Below are 21109 nucleotides of genomic sequence, written 5' to 3'. Positions count from 1 at the left end.
TAGCTTGTGCTGGTTGTAACTCAACGCAAGCCATCACGAAACTGCCCCGGCGTCATCCCGGTCCAGCGTTTGAAGGCGCGGCTGAAGCTGCTGGTGTCGGCGAAGCCGAGCAGATAACTCACTTCGCTCAACGAACATTGCGGATCGCGCAGGTGCAGCAGTGCAAGGTTTTCTCGGCTTTCGTTGAGCAGGGTGTCGAAGCGGCACCCTTCATCGGCCAGATGCCGTTGCAGGCTACGCAAGCTCAGGTGCAAGGCCTGGGCGATGCGCTCGGCGCTCGGTTCGCCTTCGGGCAATTGCTCTTCGATGGCGTCGCGCACTTTGCGCTCCCAGGTCAGCGGTTGCAGCTGCGCCAGGGTGCGCTTGAGCACCGCTTCGTTGTGTTCGGCCAGTTCCGGGTTGGCGTCGTCGAGATGGCTGTCGAAGTCGGCGAGGGCAAATTCCAGGCGATCCTCCGCGCAGCCGAAATGCACCGGGGCGCGAAAGACTTTGTGCCATTGATGGGCATCGGTCGGTTCAGGGCGGCGCAGATAAACCGCCAGCGGCGCGTAATCGCGACCGAGGCGATTACGGCAGGTGCGCACATAGATCGCCGTGAACGCGTCGATGGCTTCGAAGGCCGGCGGCGGGTTGCCTGACGGAATTTTCAGACGAAATTGATAGCGGTCGGCGCTGCGGCTCAGCTGCAGTTCCAGCGCATCGCTGACCACCGGGTGATAGCGCACGATGCGCTCGAATACTTCGCGCAAGCTGCCGCTGGCGACCAATGCATAGCCGAGGGCGTGGAAGGTGGTCGGACTGACGAAGCGCGACACGCGCAAGCCCAGCGCCGGGTCACCGCTGGCCTCAACGGCGAGCGCCCACAGCCGTGTGGTGCCGGACAATGGATAGCGCGCGTTGGGATCGTCCATCAGGCTCGGGTCGAGGCCGGCCTGTTGGCACAGGGCGAGGCTGTCCAGCCCCAGCGCATCGAGTTGCTTGCGCAGGGCGCGGGTCCAACTGGCGAGGGAGGTCGGTTCCTTCATGCTGATTGGCGCGTCCGGTCAACAGGTTGGCGTTCTTGGCTAGCGCGATTGGCGCCCCGGCAAGGCACGATTGACACATCTTAGACCCGAGGATGGAAGCATGGACGGTACTTCTGCAAGCCCCCAGCGGCTCAATGCGGCGCAGCGATCAGCGCATATTCGCGAGGTGGTGCTGGTCAAAGGTGTGGAGCTGCGCGAGCGCTACCCGATTCTTCAGCATCAGGACGCGTTGGGCGCAGGGATTCTGGCGTTTGCTTTGGTCGGCATGATCGGCTCGGCTGCCTTGTATATCAGTGGTCACATGGCGTGGTGGGTGTGCCTGTTGCTCAATGCGTTTTTTGCCTCCCTGACCCATGAGCTCGAACACGACCTGATCCACAGCATGTATTTCCGCAAGCAGCGCGTGCCGCACAACCTGATGATGGGCCTGGTGTGGCTGGCGCGGCCGAGCACGATCAACCCGTGGATTCGTCGCCAGTTGCACCTCAATCACCACAAGGTCTCCGGCACCGAAGCCGACATGGAAGAGCGCGCCATCACCAACGGCGAGCCGTGGGGTTTTGCGCGGCTGTTGATGGTCGGCGACAACATGATGTCGGCTTTCATCCGTCTGTTACGGGCCAAAACCTGGGCGCACAAGCTCGGCATTCTCAAGCGCGTGTTCAAGGTCTACGCGCCGTTGGCGCTGCTGCACTGGGGCGCGTGGTATGTGTTTTTGGGTTTTCACGCCGCGAACGGCGTTGCCGCTCTGCTGGGCGCGCCGATCGACTGGTCAGCCAATACGCTGGCGGTAATGCAGGTCATCGATATCGCCGTTGTGGTGATCATCGGCCCGAATGTGCTGCGCACGTTTTGCCTGCACTTCATCAGCTCGAACATGCACTACTACGGCGACGTCGAGCCGGGCAATGTGCTGCAGCAATGTCAGGTGCTGAACCCGTGGTGGCTGTGGCCGTTGCAGGCGTTCTGCTTCAATTTCGGCAGCAGCCACGGGATTCATCATTTTGTGGTCAAGGAGCCGTTTTACATCCGCCAGATGACCGTGCCGGTCGCGCACAAGGTGATGCGCGAGATGGGGGTGCGGTTCAATGACTTCGGTACGTTTGGGCGGGCGAACCGGTTTGTGCGCCGGGATGCCGTTGCGCAGAAAGAGGTGCGTACGGCTCAGGCTTAACGATCGACTGCCAAGGCCTCATCGCGTGCAGGCTCGCTCCCACAGGGAAACGCATTTCAAATGTGGGAGCGAGCCTGCTCGCGATGGCGATAGTGCAGGTAACATCAATCCGGCTGAAACGGCGAAGCACTCAGGATCACTCCGGTCTCCTCCACATACCGCTGCCAATGCCCGATCAAGTCAGTGAGCTTGCCCGGTTGACTCAACGCCAGATCGTGAATCTCCCCCGGATCACTCGCCAAATCATAGAGCTGCCAGGTCGCCGATCCCACTGGCCCGGGAATCCATACGGCTTTCCACGAGCCTTGGCGAATCGCCCGGCGGCCGAATAATTCCCAACCCGTCACCGTGTGCTCGTCATGCACCTGCGCGGTCTCGCCGGACAAAAAACCCAGCCATGATTTGCCGCGCAACGGCGCGACCGCTTTGCCTTTCCACTGTTTGCCCGGATGCCTCACACCGGCCAGATCGAGAATCGTCGGGGTGACGTCCATCACCGTACCGAAGCCGTGGCTGATCTGCCCTTTGAGTGCCAGTTGCGGATAGTGCAGCAACGCCGGCACACGAATGCCGCCCTCGGTGGTGAAGGCCTTGAACAGTCGCGACGGCGCGGTCGCCACTTGCGCCCAGTTCGGCCCGTACCAGACGTAGGAATTGGCTCGACCGATGTTGTCGAGGCTGTTGTCGTAATGCTGGTTGAGGTAGGTCATCAGTTCCGGGCCGAACTTGGGAAACGCTTCCAGCAGCGCGCCTTCGGCACCGTTATCGGACATGAACAGAATGAACGTATTATCGAGCTGCCCCTGCTGGCGCAGGTAATCAACAACGCGGCCGATGTTCCAGTCCATGCGCTCGACCATCGCCGCGTAGACCTCCATGGCCCGTGCGGAAATCTGTTTTTGCTCGTCGCTCAACGCGTCCCACTGCGCGCTGAGCTGGATCAGCGGATGCGGCTCGACGTCAGGTTCGATCAGGCCGAGGGCCTTGAGTTTTTCCAGGCGTTCGAGGCGCAGCACTTCGGGGCCGGCGTCGTAGCGGCCGCGGTATTGCTCGACGATGTCGGCAGGCGCCTGCAGCGGCCAGTGCGGTGCAGAAAAGGGTAAATAAGCGAAGAACGGTCGGGTCTGGTCGCGCTCCTTGAGGTACTGCAGCAACTTGTCGCCGAAGGCATCGGAGGAATAGAAATCCTTGGGCAACTCGTCAATGAACTGATCGTCTTCGATGTACAGCGCCGGGGTGGATTTCAACAGGCCCGGTGTCTGCTCATCGTAGGTCGGCTCGAAGCCGTAGTGGTTGGCCGCGCCCGGCAACAGCGAAAACGAGCGCTCGAAACCGCGCGCGTGCGGCGCCAGTTCGGCGGTCAGCCCCAGGTGCCACTTGCCGCTCATCAGGGTTTGATAACCGGCCTCGCGCAGCAATTCCGGCAGCGCCACCACGCGGTCGTTGAGATAGCCTTCGTAACCCGGTTTGCCGATCAGTTCGGGCGTCAGTGCTTCGGCCATGGTGCCGATGCCGGCGATGTGGTGATCGGTGCCGGTGAGCAGCATCGAGCGGGTCGGTGAGCAGGTCGGTGCGGTGTGAAAGTCGGTCAGGCGCAGGCCGTTTTTCGCCAGCGCATCGAGGTTCGGCGTGGCGATTTCGCCGCCGAACGCACCGATGTCGGAGAAGCCTAGATCGTCGGCCAGAATCACCAGAAAATTGGGACGTTGCGGCATTGCGAAACTCCTGTTCAGCAGGCAATGAACGTCAGCGGCAGATCGCGGATCTGCACCGGCACGCTCGGTTGGTAATGGTCATCACTGGTCAGTTCGTGCAACAGCTCTTCACGCAGTTGATGAAAGTCGAAACTGCTGCGCTGGCGCGGATGCGGCAGGGCCACGTCGACCACTTGCTTGATCCGCCCGGGACGCGGTTCCATCACCACCACACGATCAGCGAGGAAGATCGCTTCCTCGACGTCATGGGTGACCAGAATCGTGGTGATCTTTGCGCGTTCGCGGATCGCCAGCAGCTCGTCCTGCATCTGCTGGCGGGTCAGTGCGTCGAGGGCGCCGAAGGGTTCGTCGAGCAGCAGAATCCGTGGGCTGGCAACCAGTCCACGGGCGATCGCCACACGCTGGGCCATACCGCCGGAGAGCTGGTGCGGATAGGCGCGGGTGAAGTCGTGCAGGCCGACCAGATCGATGAAATCGTTGATCCGTTGTTGCTTCTGCGCGGCGCTCAGCGGCTCATTGACTAGGCCCAGACCAATGTTGTCGGCGACGCTCAGCCAGGGAAACAAACGGTGCTCCTGAAAGACGATGCCGCGTTCGCTGCCGACGCCCTTGACGGCCTGGCCATCTACGCTGATCTGCCCGCGAAACTGCGTATCGAGTCCGACCAGCAAGCGCAGCAAGGTCGATTTGCCACAGCCGCTGGAACCGACGATGGCGACGAACTCGCCTTCGGCGATGTCCAGATTGAATTCGTGGATGGCCTCCAGTTCGAAGCCGTCGACGTCGAAGGATTTGCCTACGTGGGTGAAGCTGACAATCGGTGCGTTCATGCGTGTCTCCAGCGGGTCGCGCGAATTTCCAGGCGTTGGCCGATCAGGTTGAGCAGGGCGCCGGTGAGGCCGACCAGGAGCATGCCGGCCATGATCAGGTCCATGCGCAGCAGTTGCTGTGCGCCGATCATCTGGCTGCCGATGCCGCCGTTGGACGGCATGAAGTATTCGGCGCCGATGGTGCCGAGCCAGGCGTAGATCAGGCTCAGCCTGAGGCCGGCGAAAATGCCCGGCGCGGCACCGGGTAACACCAGGCGGCGCAGGCGCTGGCCGAGGCTCAGGCGCAGCACCTGCGCGGCTTCGTTGAGTTGCGGCGAGAGGTTGGCGACGCTGCGTTGCGTGGCGATGAACAATGGAAAGAACGCGGCGAGGGCAACGAACACCCACTTGGCCAGTTCACCGAGGCCGAACCACGCAGTGAGCAGCGGCACCCAGGCGAAAATCGCGATCTGGCGGATCGCCGCCAGCGTCGGGCCGAGCAAGCGTTCGCTGGTGCGCGACAGACCCAGCAGCAAGCCGAGGGCGAAACCGAGCCCGCCGCCGAGCAGCAAACCGCCGACCGTGCGCCCGAGGCTCAGGGCCAGGCCGCTGCTCAGCGTACCGTCGCGCAGGCCTTCCCAGGCGGTGAGCAGGACTGTCAGCGGGCTGACCAGAATGTTGGCGTCCACCCACTGCTGATCCACCGCCAATTGCCACAGCGCCAGCAAACTCAGCGGCAGCAGCCACGGTTGCACTCGCTGCCAGCCGTGATAACGCGGACCGCGACGGATCTCGGCGGTGGCCGGATGCGGCCAGTGCACCAGTTTGCGATCGAGCAGGCCGATGCCGCGATCCATGGCCACGCCGAGCAAACCGATGACCACGATGCACACGAACACGATGTCGAGCATGAACAACTGCCGCGCCCAAACCATCAGGTAGCCGATGCCTTCGCTGGAAGCCAGCAGTTCGACTGCCAGCAGCGAGGTCCACCCGGCGGCCAGTGCCAGACGTACACCTGCCATGAACGCGGGCAGGGCGGCGGGCAGAACCAGGCGGCGGATCAACTGGTGTGGCGGCAGGCGCAGTACCGCTGCCGCTTCACGCAGCTTCGGTTGCGCATCGCGCACCCCGACCAGCGTGTGCAGGGTCACCGGCACCACGATCGCTTTGATCAGCACCACCAGTTTCAGCACTTCGCCAATGCCGAAAAACACCATGAACAAGGGAATCCAGGCCAGTGTCGGAACCTGCGCCAGTCCGGCGAAGGTTGGCAGGATCAGCCGCTCCAGCCGCTGGCTGAATCCCAGCGCAGCGCCCAGTACGGCGCCTGCTGAAATCCCTGCGAGCAGGCCCCAGAACAAACGCTGCAAGCTGATCCACAGGTGGCTCCAGAGTTCGCCTTGCGCCAGCTCCGCGGCGCTGTTCCAGACCAGCGAAGGCGCTGGCAAAATCTGCTCGCTCATCCACGCGTTGCGTGCGGCCAGCCACCACAGCGCGAACAGAGCGAGCGGCAGCAGCCATGGCAAAACTCGCTGGTTGAGGCTTGGCCAGATCGGTTGGCGCTTGAGCGGTGGTGCCGGCAGCGGCAGGCTGAGCAGGGAGTGTCGGGCCATGGTTGACCTCCGTTGTCGGATGCAGACGGACCGTATGCAAAATTGATCTAACAAATAGAGAATCAATGCTATCGAGAGATAAGCGAAACCATTTAAGGCCTCCAGCACAGGCGCATCCAATGCATTCGAAGAATATTTTCGATGCTGCCCATGCATACGCCGCTACAAGCCCCGGCCGCGCTTGCTTAGGTCGTAAAGCTATAAAAATGTGAATTTATAGTATTTAAGCGCAGGTGCCGCTTCGGCCTACTTTCGGCTCCTCAACGCCCAGTCGCGATCAAGGAGCTGCACCCATGAACCTTCCCTTCAAACGAGTTTTCAGTCTGTTTGCGGTTCCCGCGCTGGCTGGCCTGCTGGCGTTCAGCGCCCACGCGGAGGAGCTGAAGGAAATCCGCATTGCCGTGCCTGACCTGAGCGCCGGTACTCAGCACAGTGGTGGCGGCGTGGTCGATGTGCTGCGCGATCAGCAGATCTTCGAAAAGGCCTTTGCCGAGCAGGGCATCAAGATTCAATGGAGCTTTTTCAAAGGCGCAGGGCCGGTGATCAATGAAGCGTTCGCCAACGGTCAGGTCGATCTGGCGTATCTGGGCGATCTGGCGGCAATCATCGGTAAGTCCAACGGGCTGGACACCCGCCTGCTCAGCGCCACGGCACGCGGGGTCAAGCAGTACCTTGGCGTGGTGCCGGGGTCGGGGATCAAGACCCTGCAGGATCTCAAGGGCAAACGCGTGGCGATCTTCCGTGGCACCGCCACACAGCTTTCCTTCGACGCGGCGCTGGCCAGTCAGGGCTTGAGCGAAAAGGATTTGAAGGTCATCAACCTGGACTTCAACGCGGCGGTCGCAGCGCTGGCGGCCAGGCAGATCGATGCTTCATGGGGCAGCTCCGCACTATCAGCGCTACAAGCCAAAGGCCTGGCGGAGTTGCCGCTCAATACCAAGGATCTCGGCGGAGCAGGAAGTGTGCAGGCCGTGCTGCTAGGCACGGCAAAGTTTGTCGACGCGCACCCCGAAGCGGTGGCGAAACTGCTCAAGGCACAGCAGCAAGCATTTGCGTGGCTGAGCGAAGAAGGCAACAAGGGCGCTTACGTGCAACTGGTGTCGGGGCTGGCCAGTTACCCGCCGGTGATCCTGACGCAGGATTTGCAGGATCAGAATTTAAGTGAAGTGTTCCAGTCGACACTTGACCCGGTGTTCCTCGGCAAACTGCAGGACTCGGTGGACCTGGCAGCGCAGCAGAAGCTGATTCGCAAGCCGTTCAAGGTCAGCGATTGGGTGGCGCCTGAACTGGCGGCGGCCAAGCTGTAGGGTGACGGATCGTTCCCACGCTCCGCGTGGGAATGCAGCCCGGGACGCTCCGCGTCCCAAAAGCGGACGCAGAGCGTCCATTGATGCATTCCCACGCGGAGCATGGGAACGATCGGCGTCTGCCGTGAAGGGTTTTCATACGGCAACGCTGATGTGCTGTTTATCCACCGCCACCAGCGTCTCGATCATCGCCCTTGCCGCTGGCGACAAGCGAAACCCGGTACGGCTGACGATGCCGCAGCGCGCGTTCATGCTCTCCAGATTCTGCGGCAAGTTACGCCAGTGCAGCAGCACCAGCGAACCCTGGGCGATGTCCTCGACAAACGCCTCCTCTGTGCCCACGCCGATCGCATTTGATTGCAGGACCACTTTGACCAGCGCCGGGAAATGCTCGGTCTCGATGGTCGGGGAAAAATCGGTGCGGCCGCTGAGGTTGGCCAACAGTTTGCGGATCCCCGGCGGGATCAGCGTGGTCGCCAGCGGATAGTCGAACATGTCGTTGGTCGACAGGCTTTCCTTGGCCAGCAATGGATGTCCCGGACGGCAGAAAAACACCCCGCGTTTGGGCGTCAGCGCCTGGGTCTGGAAATTCGGGTCGGATTCGAAATGGCGAATGTCGGCGATGAAGAATTCGATCTCCTCGCGGCTCAACGCGCGGCTGAGTTTTTCCCAGTTATCCACCTGGAAACAGGTGCGCACTTTCGGGTGTGCATTGATGAATTGCGCCACCGCATCCGGCACCAGTTTCACCGCCGGCGCCGGGCCGCAACCGAAGTGCACTTCGCCGGCATCGAGCTTGGTCATCTGCGTCACCTCGGCACTGAGCAGCGCCGCGCCTTGCACAAGGCTCAGGGCGTGCTGCAGCACCACCTGGCCTTCGGGTGTGGGGCGCAGATCCTTGTTGCCGCGGTCCACCAGCACACAGCCGAACTCCTGCTCCAGCCCCTGAATGCTGCGACTGAACGCCGGTTGAGTGATGCCCATCGCGTCCGCCGCACGGACAAAACTGCGGTGTTCGTTGAGGGCGATGAAGTAGCGCAACTGGCGAAGATCCATATGCTTTTCCGGCATCCTAAAAATAGCTCGAAGGCATTTGCGACGAGGGTTGCCTGAGGTTTTAAATGCAAGCTCTTATTCCGTCAACGAAGCATGTCGATATCTGTTAGATGTAAATAGCATATGGATAGAGCGTTGTTTCGCTGCCGCCAACCGTAAACAGTCGATGAGGGTATACCCATGAGCAATGCCGCACTCGCTGTAAAACCCGCTGTCCACGCGCTGGAAATTCACCCGGTGGCCGGTCGTATCGGCGCCGAGATCCGTGGCGTGCACCTGTCCGGTGAGCTGGACGCCGCCACGGTCGAAGCCATCCAGCAGGCACTGGTCGAGTACAAGGTGGTGTTCTTCCGCGAACAGACTCAGCTTGATGATCAGCGTCAGGAAGCCTTCGCGCATTTGCTCGGCGAACCGGTGGCGCACCCGACCGTGCCGTCGCGCGAAGGCACCCGCTATCTGCTCGAACTGGACGGTGCCGAGGGGCAGCGCGCCAACTCCTGGCACACCGACGTGACCTTCGTTGACGCTTACCCGAAAGCCTCGATCCTGCGCTCGGTGGTCGCCCCGGCATTCGGTGGCGACACGCTGTGGGCCAACACCGCCACGGCGTACAACGGCTTGCCGAGCGAGCTGCGTGAACTGGCCGACAAACTGATCGCCGTGCACAGCAACGAATACGACTACGCCAGCGCCAAGCCGGACGTTTCGGCGGAGAAGCTTGAGCGCTACCGCAAGGTTTTCACTTCGACGGTGTACGAAACTGAGCATCCGGTCGTCCGGGTGCATCCGATCAGCGGAGAGAAGAGCTTGCTGCTGGGGCATTTCGTCAAACGCATCAAGGGTTACTCGCAGGCGGACTCGGCGCACCTGTTCGGGCTGTTGCAAAGCCATGTGATCCGTCAGGAAAACACCGTGCGCTGGCGCTGGAAGGCCGGTGACGTGGCGATCTGGGACAACCGCTCGACACAGCATTACGCGATCGATGATTACGGCACGCAGGATCGGGTGGTACGTCGGGTCACTTTGAAAGGCGAGGTGCCGGTGGGGGTGAGCGGGCAGCGTAGCCAAACCGTCAAAGGTGCGGATATCGTCGGCGTCTGAGTGGGCCCCATCGCTAGCAGGGCTAGCTCCCACAGGGATTTGCGTCAGACACAAAGGATGTGAACGGCGCACACCTGTGGCAGCTAGCCCTGCTAGCGATGCTTTCTACCAAACCCCGATCTGCACCACTTTCTCGCTTTCAGGCTCTCCATAACGAAACCGCTGCCCACGCAAATCGACCTCCTCATGGCTGATCGTCGTGCGCCGCTTCAACCCGCGCAGCCATTCAAACAGATACCCCGCATGCTCCTCGCGCACGGCCGCGTACGCGGGGTCATCGCCCAAATCGCGCAGTTCATGCGGATCATTCAAAAGATCAAACAACTGTGGCCGGAAGCCGTCGTACGCCAGGTATTTCCAGCGCTCGCTGCGCACCATGGTCATGCGGCAGCGGTCGATCGGCTGGCCAAGACGCTCGCGCGCCGGTGCCTGAAAGGCGTAGTCGTATTCGCTGATTGCATAGCGGCGCCAATCGGGATTCTCACCGTGCAGAAGGGGAATCAGCGAGCTCCCTTCAAGCCGATGCTCGGCCGCCGGCAATCCCAGCGCAGCAAGAAATGTCGGCAGCGCATCGATGGTTTCCACCAATCGCTCATCAACCGTACCGCGGGTTATATCCGCCGCCGTGCGCGGGTCGCGCACGATCAGTGGCACGCCCACCGCTTGTTCGAGCAAAAACTCTTTCTCGCCCAGCCAGTGATCTCCGAGAAAGTCGCCGTGATCGCTGGTGAACACGATCAGCGTGTCGTCCCAACGGCCGTTGCTTTGCAGAAAATCGAACAACCTTCCGAGTTGGTCATCCACCTGTTTGATCAGGCCCATGTAGGTAGGGATTACAGTCAATCGTACTGAATCCCGGGAGAAGTTGAGGCTTTCCTGATGTTGACGAAAGGCCGTGTATACAGAGTGTTTGCTGGCTTCGGAGGGCGTCGCGCGGATCGTTTCGACAATCGATTTCGTACTGTACAAGGCGTGGTATGGGGCTGGTACGATGTAGGGCCAGTGCGGTTTGATGTACGAGAGGTGTAAACACCACGATTTCTCGCCTTGCTCGGTGATGAAGTCGATGGCTCGATTGGTAGTGTAGACAGTCTCTGAGTGTTGCTCGGGAATTCGTGCTGGCAGATTCGCATGACGCATTTTCCAGCCACTGAGGATCTCGCCGTTCGCGCCTTCGGCGGCGTTGGCCCAGTCATGCCAGGGGTTACGCCCGTCGAAACCGTGTTCGCGCAGGTAATGGGTATAAGGAGCGGATTCGCGCTTGTCGTCGAACAGTGGGTCGTCGGGGTAGATGCCGTCATGGCGCATGTAAGGTTCGAAGCCGACTTCGTTGAGGATCTCGGCCTGTTGGCTGTCAGGGTTGATTGCCAGGCGCTGCAAGGCATCGATGTTTGCCGTTGCGTGAGTCTTGCCGACCAGAGCGGTACGAATGCCGCGCGGGCGCAGGTAATCGCCGATGGTCAATTCCTCCAGCGGCAACGGCACGGCGTTCCACGCCACCTGATGGCTGCTGACATAGCGCCCGGTGTAGGCCGACATTCTTGAAGGACCGCAAATCGTGCCCTGGGTGTAAGCGCGGCTGAACCGTACGCCGGCCGCAGCGAGGCGATCGATGTTCGGCGTGTGCAGATGCGGATGACCGTAGCAGGACAGGTAATCGCGGCGCAGCTGGTCGCACATGATGTACAGCACGTTACGCACGGGGTTGGGCGGGGTGGGCATGGGATTCACCGGTCAGTGGGACAGGTGAGGGTTTTCGCTGTCGGCGGGGGTGTTCGGCAAGTGCGTTTGGAGAATGCGTTTCATGCAGCGGATGCATCGGTGCATGTACTGGTGTTATCGCGAGCAGGCTCACTCCTACAGGGGAACGCATTTCAAGTGTAGGAGCGAGCCTGCTCGCGAAAGCGTCAATTCAGACAGCAAAATTCTCCAGTGAACAGACTTCTTCATCCACCGCATCGATCGCTTTGATCTGCTCGATCATCGCCTCCGCCAGTGGCGATAACCGATACCCGGCGCGGCTGACGATCCCGTAGCGGGTATACAGCTCCTCAAGATCGTCAGCCAATCCTTCGATCTTCAGACACACCAGTTCACCCTTGGCCAAATGCAACGCGTCGGAATAGGCCCCGACAATTCCGATCGCATCCGAACGCAGCACCACGCTGAGCAGGCTCGAACTGTTCTCACATTCGACGCTCGGGGTGAAATCCGGCCGGCCGCTGAGGTCGACGATGACCTTGTGCAGGTTCGGCGGGCGAATGCTCACCGCCAGTGGAAAACTCATCAACTGCTCGGCGCTGATCCATTCAAACGCCGCCAGCGGATGCCCGGCGCGGCAGCAGAAATGCCATTTGCGCGCGCGCAGACGATGGGTCAGATAGTCCGGGTCCGCCTCAAACTGCCGAGTGTCGGCGACGAAGAATTCGAACTCCTCACTCAAAAGTCGTTTGCTCAGGCTTTGCCAGTCATCGACCTGAAACTGCACCCGCGCTTTCGGATAGCGCCCGATGAACGCGCCAATCGCCCGTGGAATCAGTCCCGCCGCTGGCGCCGGCCCGCAACCGAAGCGTAACTCCCCGGCTTCGAGCCCGTTGAACTGGCTGATCTCGTTGGCCATTTGCTGCGCGCCACTGACCAGCCGCCGCGCATGTTCGAGCAGTACCTGACCCTGTTTGGTCGGCGGCAATTCCTTGCGCCCGCGATCGACCAACTGACAGCCGACACTGTGTTCCAGCGCTTGAATGCTGCGGCTGAACGCCGACTGCGACAGGTTCACCGCCTGCGCGCCGGCGACGAAGCTGCGTTGTTCAGCCAAGGCGATGAAGTGACGAAGTTGGCGCAGGTCGATATGCATTTTTCACATAAAAAATATCCGGGAAATGCATTGGATATGCATTAGGTCGACTCCTTATAAAGGCAATCTCTTATGCAGTAAATATTTGTAAATCCATAAATAAATAACTGAAAAGAATATGCAGCGCTGATGAAGGCTGTGTGTTTTTTGACCAGGAGCCGCGCCATGAGTCCGTTGAAACACGCATCAATCCAACCACCACGACGGCTCAAGCGCCTGCCCCTGGCCCTGTTTCTCGCTGGCAGCGCGAGCTGGACTCACGGCTATGCCGCCGAAGCCGAAACGCCGGCGCCAGTCTCCGCAGGCAAGGCTTCGGCCAGCAGTTCGCAGCTGGAAACCGTGACCGTGACCACCCGCCGTCGCGAGGAAAGTTCGCAGGACGTACCGACGCCGATGAGCGTGGTCAGCGGGCAGAATCTGGAGACGCAACGGGTGTACCGGATTCAGGATCTGCAGCAGCTGGTGCCCAGCGTCAACGTCGCCTACATGCATGCGCGGCAGTCCAGCGTGTCGATTCGCGGTCTGGGTAACAACCCGGCCAGCGATGGGCTGGAGGGCAGCGTCGGCCTGTACATCGACAACGTTTATCTGGGCCGCCCGGGGATGGCGGTGTTCGACTTGATGGACATCGAACAGCTGGAAGTCTTGCGCGGGCCGCAGGGCACGCTGTTCGGTAAAAACACCACCGCCGGGGTAATCAACATCAGCACCCGTGCGCCGACTTTTACCCCGGAGCGCAGCATCGAAACCTCGGTCGGCGAGGACGGTTATTTTCAGACCAAGGGCACCATTTCCGGGCCGCTGAATGAGCAACTGGCCGGGCGTTTTTCCGCGTATCGCACGCGCAGCGACGGCGACATCAAAAACGAATACGACGGCCACGACTTGAATGGCGGCTCCCGCGAGGGCTTTCGCGCGCAACTGCTGTTCAAGCCGAACGAAGATTTCAACCTGCGCTGGATCGGTGACTACAACGAAGAGGATTCCAGCGCCGGCACCCGCGTGTTGTACAACACCGGTCCGACCATCAATGGCGTCAACCTTTATCAATCCCGCGCCAACGCGGCCGGCGCGACGCTGGTCAACGGCACACACCGCAAGGTCAATCTGGACAACGACCAACACGTGACGGTGCATCAGGGCGGCACTTCGGTAGAAGCCAACTGGACGTTGCCAAGCGATTTCACCCTGACTTCGGTCAGCTCGTATCGTTTCTGGAATTTCACCCCGCGCAACGACGACGGGCTCAACGTGCCGGCCAGTTACAACGCCGGGGTGTCGGTGGAAGACAAACAGTATTCGCAGGAATTTCGCCTCGCCTCGCCCAAGGGTGAATTCTTCGATTACGTGGTCGGTGCCTACTATTTCGGTTCCGATCTGGACAACAAATCCTTCGCCTATTACGGCCCGCAGGCGGACATCTGGAACGGCACGCCGGCGGGTGCGCTGGCCAATGTCACCAGCGTCGGCAAGGGCCACATCACGACCGACAGCTTTGCCCTGTTTGCCCAAGGCACCTGGCACCTCACCGAGCGGCTGGATTTCACCGCCGGGGTGCGTGGCACTTACGAAGAGAAGAATGCCGGGGTCAGCCGCAATGCTCCGGTTGGCGGTGCGGCCGTGGCCGGCGCGGCAGCCAATGCGCGTCGCGGCCGCGCCGGCGCCTACGATTCCGGAGACTTGAATCAGTACAGCTCGAGTCCTTCGGGGCTGCTCAATCTCAGCTATCGCATCACCGATGACGTGCTGGGCTACGCGACGTTGTCCCACGGCGAAAAGTCCGGCGGGGTCAACCTTGCGGTCGGCTCTGCGCCAACTGCGGGTGCCGACTCGTTGCTGATCGGCACCGAACGGGCGAACAACGCCGAACTCGGTTTCAAAAGCACTTTGTGGGATCACCGTTTGCAGCTCAACGCCAACGTGTTCTGGACCCAGGTCAACGCCTACCAGACCAACGCCTATGACGCCGACAACCGCGTGCAGTACCTGACCAACGCCGGTTCCGTGCGCTCGCGCGGCATCGAGTTCGAAAGCACCGTGGTACCGCTGCGTGGCCTGACGCTGAACTTCAACGGCTCGTACAACGACGTCAGCTACCTCTCCTACAAGGATGCGCCGTGCCCGCCGGAAGTCAGCCAGGCGCCGGGTGCGCCGGCCTCTTGCGACCTCAGCGGCCATCAAGTGGTCGGCGCTTCGAAATGGATCGGCAACGCCAACGGCGAATACAAATGGAATCTGGATAACGGCTTCGAACCCTACGTCACCGCCAGCTATGCGTTCCGCTCCAAAGCTGTGGGCACGGTTGAGGATTCCGATTACGGCCAGATCCCCAGTTACGCTGTGGTCAACTTTTCCACAGGCTTGCGTGGTGACTTCAACCAAGGTCAGTGGGATGTTTCGTTGTGGCTGAAAAACGCCTTCGACAAAACCTATTACACGACGCTGTGGACCGGCGGCAACGGTGGTTATGAGGGACTGCTCGGCACGCCGCGTACGCTTGGCGTTACCGGGCGTTATGATTTCTGACCGTACCCATCGGATACACCTACGGTGAGAGTTCAGAACATTGTTTTTCCGTGAGCACAGTTTTGAAAAAGTGCGTGCGCTGGGAGCGCGAATAAACAGCTGATCAAACAAGAGGCCGGTGCGCGCAAGTGCATCGGCCTTTTTAGTAGCTCAGCAAAATGTTTTTCCAACTAACGACAGGGTTTCAGCTTGTTCTCTTAAACCGGGTCTAGTGCATCCGATGCGCTGGATGAATACTTTCAATGCCCTCAATGCATGCGATTTTTCGCATCTCGCTGCAGCCCGCGTGGCGCAAGGCTTTGGCGAAATTGATCGTTTTCTATATTCCATAAAGACCTATGCATAACGTGAAAGATTACTTTCGGAGATAAGCGACAGGACCAATGATTCACCCACGGGGCAGCCGTGGGGGATTCAACAAAACGGTTGCTCAGCTGTAGTGCAAGAACCGCAAAAGGACCGCAGGGAGTCAAACAATGGGCAATGTCCAGACCGCCGCCAGCGCAGGGGAATTGCTATGGCGGCAAACGCCGGGTGGCGAACTGATCGACCTCGGCCGGCCGCACCGTGTGCCGTTGGGGCAGCTGCGTTTGCAGCGTGCGCCCAAGGGCATTCTGAGTCGCCGCGAAAGCGTTTTGCTCGCGGTGCTGGCGTTGGTGGTGCATGGCGCGGTGATCTACTGGATCAATCAGCATCCGACTCCCGCGCTGCCAATCGTGCCGCCGGAAATTCCGCCGATGACCATCGAGTTTTCCCGTCCGGCCCCGCCCGCGCCGCCGGTTGTGGCGCCGCCGCCTCCTGCGCCGGTGGTTGAACCACCGCCACCGGTGGAAGACGAGCTGGCGGTGAAGCCGCCACCGCCTAAACCCGTGCCGAAGCCCAAGCCGGTAGTCAAGCCGCCACCCAAACCGGCGCCCAAAGCCGTCGAGCAACCGCCAGTGCCGCCCAAACCGGCCGCCCCGGTCGCTGCGCCAGCGCCAGCCGCGCCACCGGCGCCGGCCCCGGTCACACCAGCCTCAGCCAGCGCCGCTTACCTGAAAAACCCGGCGCCGGAATATCCGTCGCTGGCCCAGCGTCGCGGATGGGAAGGCACGGTGTTGTTGCGCGTACACGTGTTGGCCAGTGGCAAACCGGGCGAGATCCAGATTCAGAAAAGCAGCGGTCGCCAGCAACTCGACGATGCGGCACTCAACGCCGTGAAACGCTGGAGTTTCGTCCCGGCCAAGCAGGGCGATGTCGCCCAGGACGGCTGGGTCAGCGTGCCCATCGATTTCAAGATTCACTAAACCGCAATCAAATTCGCGCGAAACGTTTACACGAGGGAATACATCATGACGCTACTGGCTTCTCCACTGGAATCCATCGAAAGCGCGGTGATCTGGCTGCTGGTGGTTTTTTCCGTCGCCACCTGGGGGCTGGCACTGCTCAAGGCGTTGCAGTTCGGCCGTTTAAAGGCGCAGGACCGGCGTTTTCATAAACGCTTCTGGGCGGCGTCGAGCCTGGATGCTGCTGCTGAACTGAGCGAAACTCAGCCCGGCGCTGCGGCGCGTGTCGCGCAGGCCGGTTACGCGGCGATTCAGGTGGGCGAGACGCCACAGGCCAATGACCTGAGCCAGGCGATCAACCATCAGGATCGTCTGGAGCGTGCCTTGCGCCAGCAGATCGTTCGTGAGCGACGTTCGCTGGAAACCGGTCTGGCGGTGGTTGCGAGTATTGGCAGCACCTCGCCGTTCATTGGTTTGTTCGGCACGGTGTGGGGAATCATGGAGGCGTTGAAGGGAATCAGCGCGGCGGGCTCGGCGAGCCTGGAAACGGTGGCCGGGCCGATCGGTGCGGCACTGGTGGCAACCGGTGTGGGCATCGCGGTCGCGGTACCGGCGGTGCTGGTTTACAACTACTTTTTGCGCCGTCTGAAACTGACCGCGGCGGACCTGGACGACTTCGCCCACGACTTCTACAGCCTGGCGCAGAAGAGTGCGTTCCGGGTGTTGATTCACCCGACCGCACACAAGGCTTCTGCGCCGGGGAATGCGCCAAAAGTGAAGGAGGCCTCCTGATATGGCCTTCTCCACGCAAGACACGGATGAGGTGCTCAGCGAGATCAACGTGACCCCGCTGGTGGACGTGATGCTGGTGCTGCTGGTGGTGTTTATCGTCACCGCGCCGCTGCTGACCAACGCGATTCCGATCAACCTGCCGAAGACCGAAGCGGTGGCGCCGGTCGAGCAGAAGGACCCGCTGGTGGTGAGCATCGACGGTGCCGGCAAGCTGTTTATCAACAAGGACGAAACTCAGCCGGAGTCGCTGGAGTTAAACCTCAAGGCGGCCAAGGCCAAGGACCCGGAGGTGCGTGTGCAGTTGCAGGCCGATGACGGCGTGAATTATGGCGAAGTCGCGCGGGCCATGGCGTCGATCGAGCGGGCAGGGATTACCAAATTGTCGGTGATTACTGCGCGGTGACAGATTCAACAGTTTTCCGGGGCCGTTTCCTTGGCAGGGTGCGGCCCTTTTTTTGTGTATGACTTTAGAAGATCCCCTCACCCTAGCCCTCTCCCAGAGGGAGAGGGGACTGATCGGGGTGGATGGGAGAGCTACATCGTACCCAGTCGTACGAAACTTCAAACCCAGCGCAAGTCGGCCCCCTCTCCCTCGGGAGAGGGCTGGGGTGAGGGGGAAAAGATCTAAAGCCATGCGCACATCTGATATTCAATTAAGATCTTAATAAATAGCTTCTTATTCCTTAACGAATATAACTCCCGTCCCTATACTCGACCGAGAACAGACACGACGCAGGAGAGCTTCCCATGCGCAACGAATCAATCCGCTACCTGATTGTGCCGGGCTGGCAAGGATCGCCAGAAGATCATTGGCAAACCCACTGGCAGAACAGCCTGCCGAACAGTGCGCGGGTGGAGCAGGCCGACTGGCTGACGCCGCGCCGTGAAGACTGGGTCGCAGCGCTGGCCGAAGCGATAGCTGCCGACAGCACGCCGGTGATCCTGATCGCCCATAGCCTGGGTTGCATCACCGTCGCGCATTGGGCGGCGACCGCGCCGCTGCAATATCTGCGTCAGGTGCGCGGTGCGTTGCTGGTCGCGCCTGCCGATGTCGAGCGTCCCGCGTGCGCACCGGCATTGCGCAACTTCGCGCCGATTCCCGCGGATCTGTTGCCGTTTCCGAGTCAGGTCGTCAGCTCCGACAACGACGCTGCGGTCAGTGCGCCGCGCGCCCTTGAGCTGGCGCGCAACTGGGGCGCGGAAGCGGGGATTCTCGCAGGCGCCGGGCATATCAACGTCAAGTCCGGGCATCAGCGCTGGGAACAGGGTTTTGCTTATCTTTATCGCCTGCAAAACCGCCTGGAACATCACGCCCGTCGTCGCGCCTGACTTTCATTTTTAACGCCCCCGTCTGCCAGGCGGTTCAGGGCGGGAGCCTGCCATGAGTTTCGAAACTTTCGGTCAGCCGTTGCTGACCTTCCCCGATGCGGAAAAAAGCCCGCTGAGCATTCGCGCCAAAGCGCTGGTGTTCGTCGATCCACGCTCGCGCCAACTGCGCGAAGAACTGGAGCAACTGGCGCCACGCGCGATCTCGGTGTTGATCCGTGGCGAGACTGGCACCGGTAAGGAGCTGCTCGCTCGGCATATCCATCGTGCCAGTGATCGCAGCGGGCTGTTCGTGTCGGTGAACTGCGGGGCGATCAGCCCGACGTACGCCGACGCCGAACTGTTTGGCTATGCGGCCGGCAGCTACAGCGGTTCGGCCAGCAGTCGCGCCGGCTGGTTCGGCTCGGCCAATGGCGGCACGTTGTACCTGGACGAAATCGGCGATTTGCCGCTGCCGATCCAGGTCAAATTGCTCGCCGCGCTGGAGAATCACGAAGTCACTCGGGTCGGTGCGCATCAACCCAGCCCGGTCGACGTGCGGCTGGTGGCTGCGACCAGCATCGATCTGGCCCAAGCCGTCGATGCGGGGAAATTCCACGAGCGGCTCTATCATTATCTCAGCGAGGGCCAGCTTGAACTGCCGGCACTGCGGGCGCGAACCGGCGATATCCTGTCGCTGGCCGAATATTTTCTTGGTATCTACAGCCAGCGTCTCGACTTGCCCGTGCCCTTGATCAGCGAAGCCGCGCAGCATGCGCTCGAACAGCATAGCTGGCCTGGCAACACGCGAGAGCTGGAAAATGTCATTCATTTTGCCCTGCTGGTCAGCACCGGCGAAGAAATCCTGCCGCAGCACCTGAACCTGCCCGAGGTGTCTGGGCCGGGGCTGCAGATCGAACGGCTGGTTGCGCAAATCAATATCGGCGGCAGCACGGCGGAACGTAAAGCCTTGAAAGAACTGCTGATTCGCTTGAGCGATGGACTATAGCCATTTTCTTCAACATGAACAAAATGGAATATGAAGCTGAATAAACGTTATTGTCCGGGAATAAAAAATCCGGGTATTGTCCGCCTCACGCCAGCGATATCACTTCGCTGGCACACGTATTAGATGCCGTCGTCGATGACGACCGTGATTTTCGATAAGGACACTGCATGAAAAAGGTTCTGTTGTTTACCGCATTGGCGGCTGCTTTGACTGCTTCTCTCGCCAATGCTGGCGAAAAACTGGTGGTCGCCGCGACCCCGGTGCCGCACGCTGAAATTCTCGAGCTGATCAAACCGACCCTGGCCAAAGAAGGCGTGGATCTGGAGATCAAGGTCTTCACCGACTACGTGCAGCCGAACGTACAGGTGGGCGAGAAGCGTCTGGATGCCAACTACTTCCAGACCCTGCCGTACCTGAACAGCTTCAACCAGGGCAAATACAAGGACGACAAGGCCAAGTACCTGGTAACCGTGCAAGGCGTGCACGTTGAACCGTTCGGTGGCTACTCGAGCAAGTACAAGACTCTGGCTGAACTGCCGGATGGCGCAACTATCGCCATCCCGAACGAAGGCAGCAACAGCGGCCGTGCGCTGATCCTGTTGCAGAAGGCTGGCCTGATCGAGCTGAAAGATCCGAGAAACGCTCTGGCAACGCCGAAAGATATCGCCAAGAACCCGCACAACTTCAAGTTCAAGGAACTGGAATCGGCCCTGCTGCCGCGCGTGCTGAAAGAAGTTGATCTGGACATGATCAACACCAACTACGCGCTGGAAGCCAAGCTGAACCCGCAGAAAGATGCGCTGGTGATCGAAGGCGCTGACTCGCCATACGTGAACTTCCTCGTTGCCCGTGAGGACAACAAGAACAGCGACGCCATCCAGAAACTGGCCAAGGCGCTGACCAGCCCGGAAGTCAAAGCGTTCATCGAGAAGAAGTACAGCGGCGCGGTATTGCCGGCGTTCTGATTCGAGTGTTGATTTGAAGTGAAAACGCCGAGGGCCAGTGATGGTCCTCGGCGTTTTTGTATGTGCCTTGAAAAGCCCCCTCATCGGAACGTCGCCCGCCTCCCCCTCTCCCGGAGGGAGAGGGGACTGATTGGGGGATGCGGCAGAGGTTCGCCGACCTGATATGGCTGTACCGAATCCATAATCGACTCAGTCATTCAGGTCGATGTATGACGCCAGACACCTCGGTCGGCCCCCTCTCCCTCCGGGAGAGGGCTGGGGTGAGGGTGCTCTTGATCTCAGGCTACCTGCGCCTTCAAAGCCCGGCGCAACGCCACCAGCAATTTCAAAATATCCTGCGGATCCAGTCGCTGCGGTGTTTTTACGTCCATGTCATCTTCCTTGTTGTGGTTTGGCCGAGGGAGTCTGGCCAAAAGCTGCCCGTCCTTGGAGGCCTTTCTTGAAAAAAAGATCCTTCCTACAGCGCAAAGAAAAATAGCCTTCTTACTCCTTCCCGGCAAACCGACCAGATAGTTTTTTGAGTGATATTAATATGCTTTAACGGTATTTAAACTCTTGTTTTTATACCTATAAAGTCAGTGCCTGCC

At 60.5% G+C, this 21109-nt stretch carries 18 protein-coding genes; 11 read left to right on the top strand and 7 right to left on the bottom strand.

Going from position 1 to position 21109, the window contains the following annotated elements; all coding sequences use genetic code 11:
• Nucleotides 1-20: 20 nt before the first annotated feature.
• On the bottom strand, nt 21-1025 hold the full coding sequence (locus J3P75_RS26745; protein ID WP_434708786.1) for an AraC family transcriptional regulator: 1005 nt from the start codon (nt 1023-1025) through the stop codon (nt 21-23).
• Nucleotides 1026-1125: 100 nt separating this feature from the next.
• Between J3P75_RS26745 and J3P75_RS26740 the strand changes: the two genes are divergently transcribed.
• Entirely contained in the window at nt 1126-2199 is a 1074-nt protein-coding gene (locus J3P75_RS26740) for a fatty acid desaturase (RefSeq protein WP_434708785.1), read from the top strand.
• 104 nt (nt 2200-2303) lie between these two features.
• Here J3P75_RS26740 and J3P75_RS26735 read toward each other — a convergent pair whose 3' ends face one another.
• The 3 genes from J3P75_RS26735 to J3P75_RS26725 are packed head-to-tail and all read right to left on the bottom strand — an operon-like array spanning nt 2304 to nt 6339.
• Entirely contained in the window at nt 2304-3914 is a 1611-nt protein-coding gene (locus J3P75_RS26735; protein ID WP_434708784.1) for an arylsulfatase, read from the bottom strand.
• Nucleotides 3915-3928: 14 nt separating this feature from the next.
• Nucleotides 3929-4744: an ABC transporter ATP-binding protein gene (locus J3P75_RS26730; RefSeq protein WP_434708783.1), complete on the bottom strand. Its 816-nt coding sequence runs from the start codon at nt 4742-4744 to the stop codon at nt 3929-3931.
• Entirely contained in the window at nt 4741-6339 is a 1599-nt protein-coding gene (locus tag J3P75_RS26725) for an ABC transporter permease (protein ID WP_434708782.1), read from the bottom strand. The genes J3P75_RS26730 and J3P75_RS26725 overlap by 4 nt, the downstream gene beginning before the upstream one ends.
• 293 nt (nt 6340-6632) lie before the next feature.
• On the opposite strand from J3P75_RS26725, the gene J3P75_RS26720 reads away from it, so the two are divergent.
• Complete coding sequence (locus tag J3P75_RS26720; protein WP_434708781.1) at nt 6633-7646, top strand: ABC transporter substrate-binding protein; 1014 nt, start codon at nt 6633-6635, stop codon at nt 7644-7646.
• A gap of 135 nt (nt 7647-7781) precedes the next feature.
• Here the strand turns inward: J3P75_RS26720 and J3P75_RS26715 are convergent, their stop codons facing one another.
• Nucleotides 7782-8702, bottom strand: a complete 921-nt coding sequence (locus J3P75_RS26715) for a LysR family transcriptional regulator (RefSeq protein WP_434708780.1) — start codon at nt 8700-8702, stop codon at nt 7782-7784.
• 180 nt (nt 8703-8882) lie between these two features.
• On the opposite strand from J3P75_RS26715, the gene J3P75_RS26710 reads away from it, so the two are divergent.
• Nucleotides 8883-9803, top strand: a complete 921-nt coding sequence (locus tag J3P75_RS26710; protein ID WP_434708779.1) for a TauD/TfdA dioxygenase family protein — start codon at nt 8883-8885, stop codon at nt 9801-9803.
• Nucleotides 9804-9908: 105 nt separating this feature from the next.
• Here the strand turns inward: J3P75_RS26710 and J3P75_RS26705 are convergent, their stop codons facing one another.
• Together J3P75_RS26705 and J3P75_RS26700 are read right to left on the bottom strand one after the other, a co-directional pair.
• On the bottom strand, nt 9909-11525 hold the full coding sequence (locus tag J3P75_RS26705) for an alkaline phosphatase family protein (RefSeq protein ID WP_434708778.1): 1617 nt from the start codon (nt 11523-11525) through the stop codon (nt 9909-9911).
• Nucleotides 11526-11715: 190 nt separating this feature from the next.
• Nucleotides 11716-12660 (bottom strand): LysR family transcriptional regulator, encoded by a 945-nt coding sequence (locus J3P75_RS26700; RefSeq protein WP_434708777.1) that lies wholly within the window; start codon nt 12658-12660, stop codon nt 11716-11718.
• A gap of 165 nt (nt 12661-12825) precedes the next feature.
• Between J3P75_RS26700 and J3P75_RS26695 the strand changes: the two genes are divergently transcribed.
• The 8 genes from J3P75_RS26695 (at nt 12826) to J3P75_RS26660 (ending at nt 20522) form a co-directional block, all read left to right on the top strand.
• Nucleotides 12826-15186 carry a TonB-dependent receptor gene (locus tag J3P75_RS26695; protein WP_434708776.1) on the top strand — a complete coding sequence of 787 codons (2361 nt, stop codon included), beginning with the start codon at nt 12826-12828 and terminating at the stop codon, nt 15184-15186.
• Nucleotides 15187-15304: 118 nt separating this feature from the next.
• On the top strand, nt 15305-15532 hold the full coding sequence (locus J3P75_RS26690; RefSeq protein ID WP_434708775.1) for a hypothetical protein: 228 nt from the start codon (nt 15305-15307) through the stop codon (nt 15530-15532).
• 130 nt (nt 15533-15662) lie between these two features.
• Nucleotides 15663-16472 (top strand): energy transducer TonB, encoded by an 810-nt coding sequence (locus J3P75_RS26685; protein WP_434708774.1) that lies wholly within the window; start codon nt 15663-15665, stop codon nt 16470-16472.
• Between the two features lie 45 nt (nt 16473-16517).
• On the top strand, nt 16518-17243 hold the full coding sequence (locus J3P75_RS26680) for a MotA/TolQ/ExbB proton channel family protein (RefSeq protein WP_090288209.1): 726 nt from the start codon (nt 16518-16520) through the stop codon (nt 17241-17243).
• 1 nt (nt 17244) lies between these two features.
• Nucleotides 17245-17646, top strand: coding sequence for an ExbD/TolR family protein (locus J3P75_RS26675; RefSeq protein ID WP_434708773.1), 402 nt, complete (start codon nt 17245-17247; stop codon nt 17644-17646).
• A gap of 344 nt (nt 17647-17990) precedes the next feature.
• Nucleotides 17991-18572 carry an alpha/beta hydrolase gene (locus J3P75_RS26670; protein ID WP_434708772.1) on the top strand — a complete coding sequence of 194 codons (582 nt, stop codon included), beginning with the start codon at nt 17991-17993 and terminating at the stop codon, nt 18570-18572.
• 52 nt (nt 18573-18624) lie between these two features.
• Nucleotides 18625-19557, top strand: coding sequence for a sigma 54-interacting transcriptional regulator (locus J3P75_RS26665; protein WP_434708771.1), 933 nt, complete (start codon nt 18625-18627; stop codon nt 19555-19557).
• A gap of 167 nt (nt 19558-19724) precedes the next feature.
• The gene (locus J3P75_RS26660) at nt 19725-20522 is read left to right on the top strand and encodes a MetQ/NlpA family ABC transporter substrate-binding protein (RefSeq protein ID WP_434708770.1); all 798 of its coding nucleotides are present in this window, start codon (nt 19725-19727) and stop codon (nt 20520-20522) included.
• The last annotated feature ends 587 nt before the right edge of the window (nt 20523-21109 follow it).

This window comes from Pseudomonas sp. R1-1, assembly GCF_051132135.1.
Taxonomy (GTDB): Bacteria; Pseudomonadota; Gammaproteobacteria; order Pseudomonadales; family Pseudomonadaceae; genus Aquipseudomonas.
Note: the sequence above shows the minus strand (reverse complement) of the source record. Positions and strands in the feature narration are given on the sequence as shown.

Excerpts from the sequence above, each read along its gene's own strand:
- J3P75_RS26745 (WP_434708786.1), bottom strand. The coding sequence starts at position 1,025 with ATGAAGGAACCGACCTCCCTCGCCAGTTGGACCCGCGCCCTGCGCAAG.
- J3P75_RS26740 (WP_434708785.1), top strand. The coding sequence starts at position 1,126 with ATGGACGGTACTTCTGCAAGCCCCCAGCGGCTCAATGCGGCGCAGCGA.
- J3P75_RS26735 (WP_434708784.1), bottom strand. The coding sequence starts at position 3,914 with ATGCCGCAACGTCCCAATTTTCTGGTGATTCTGGCCGACGATCTAGGC.
- J3P75_RS26730 (WP_434708783.1), bottom strand. The coding sequence starts at position 4,744 with ATGAACGCACCGATTGTCAGCTTCACCCACGTAGGCAAATCCTTCGAC.
- J3P75_RS26725 (WP_434708782.1), bottom strand. The coding sequence starts at position 6,339 with ATGGCCCGACACTCCCTGCTCAGCCTGCCGCTGCCGGCACCACCGCTC.
- J3P75_RS26720 (WP_434708781.1), top strand. The coding sequence starts at position 6,633 with ATGAACCTTCCCTTCAAACGAGTTTTCAGTCTGTTTGCGGTTCCCGCG.
- J3P75_RS26715 (WP_434708780.1), bottom strand. The coding sequence starts at position 8,702 with ATGGATCTTCGCCAGTTGCGCTACTTCATCGCCCTCAACGAACACCGC.
- J3P75_RS26710 (WP_434708779.1), top strand. The coding sequence starts at position 8,883 with ATGAGCAATGCCGCACTCGCTGTAAAACCCGCTGTCCACGCGCTGGAA.
- J3P75_RS26705 (WP_434708778.1), bottom strand. The coding sequence starts at position 11,525 with ATGCCCACCCCGCCCAACCCCGTGCGTAACGTGCTGTACATCATGTGC.
- J3P75_RS26700 (WP_434708777.1), bottom strand. The coding sequence starts at position 12,660 with ATGCATATCGACCTGCGCCAACTTCGTCACTTCATCGCCTTGGCTGAA.
- J3P75_RS26695 (WP_434708776.1), top strand. The coding sequence starts at position 12,826 with ATGAGTCCGTTGAAACACGCATCAATCCAACCACCACGACGGCTCAAG.
- J3P75_RS26685 (WP_434708774.1), top strand. The coding sequence starts at position 15,663 with ATGGGCAATGTCCAGACCGCCGCCAGCGCAGGGGAATTGCTATGGCGG.
- J3P75_RS26680 (WP_090288209.1), top strand. The coding sequence starts at position 16,518 with ATGACGCTACTGGCTTCTCCACTGGAATCCATCGAAAGCGCGGTGATC.
- J3P75_RS26675 (WP_434708773.1), top strand. The coding sequence starts at position 17,245 with ATGGCCTTCTCCACGCAAGACACGGATGAGGTGCTCAGCGAGATCAAC.
- J3P75_RS26670 (WP_434708772.1), top strand. The coding sequence starts at position 17,991 with ATGCGCAACGAATCAATCCGCTACCTGATTGTGCCGGGCTGGCAAGGA.
- J3P75_RS26665 (WP_434708771.1), top strand. The coding sequence starts at position 18,625 with ATGAGTTTCGAAACTTTCGGTCAGCCGTTGCTGACCTTCCCCGATGCG.
- J3P75_RS26660 (WP_434708770.1), top strand. The coding sequence starts at position 19,725 with ATGAAAAAGGTTCTGTTGTTTACCGCATTGGCGGCTGCTTTGACTGCT.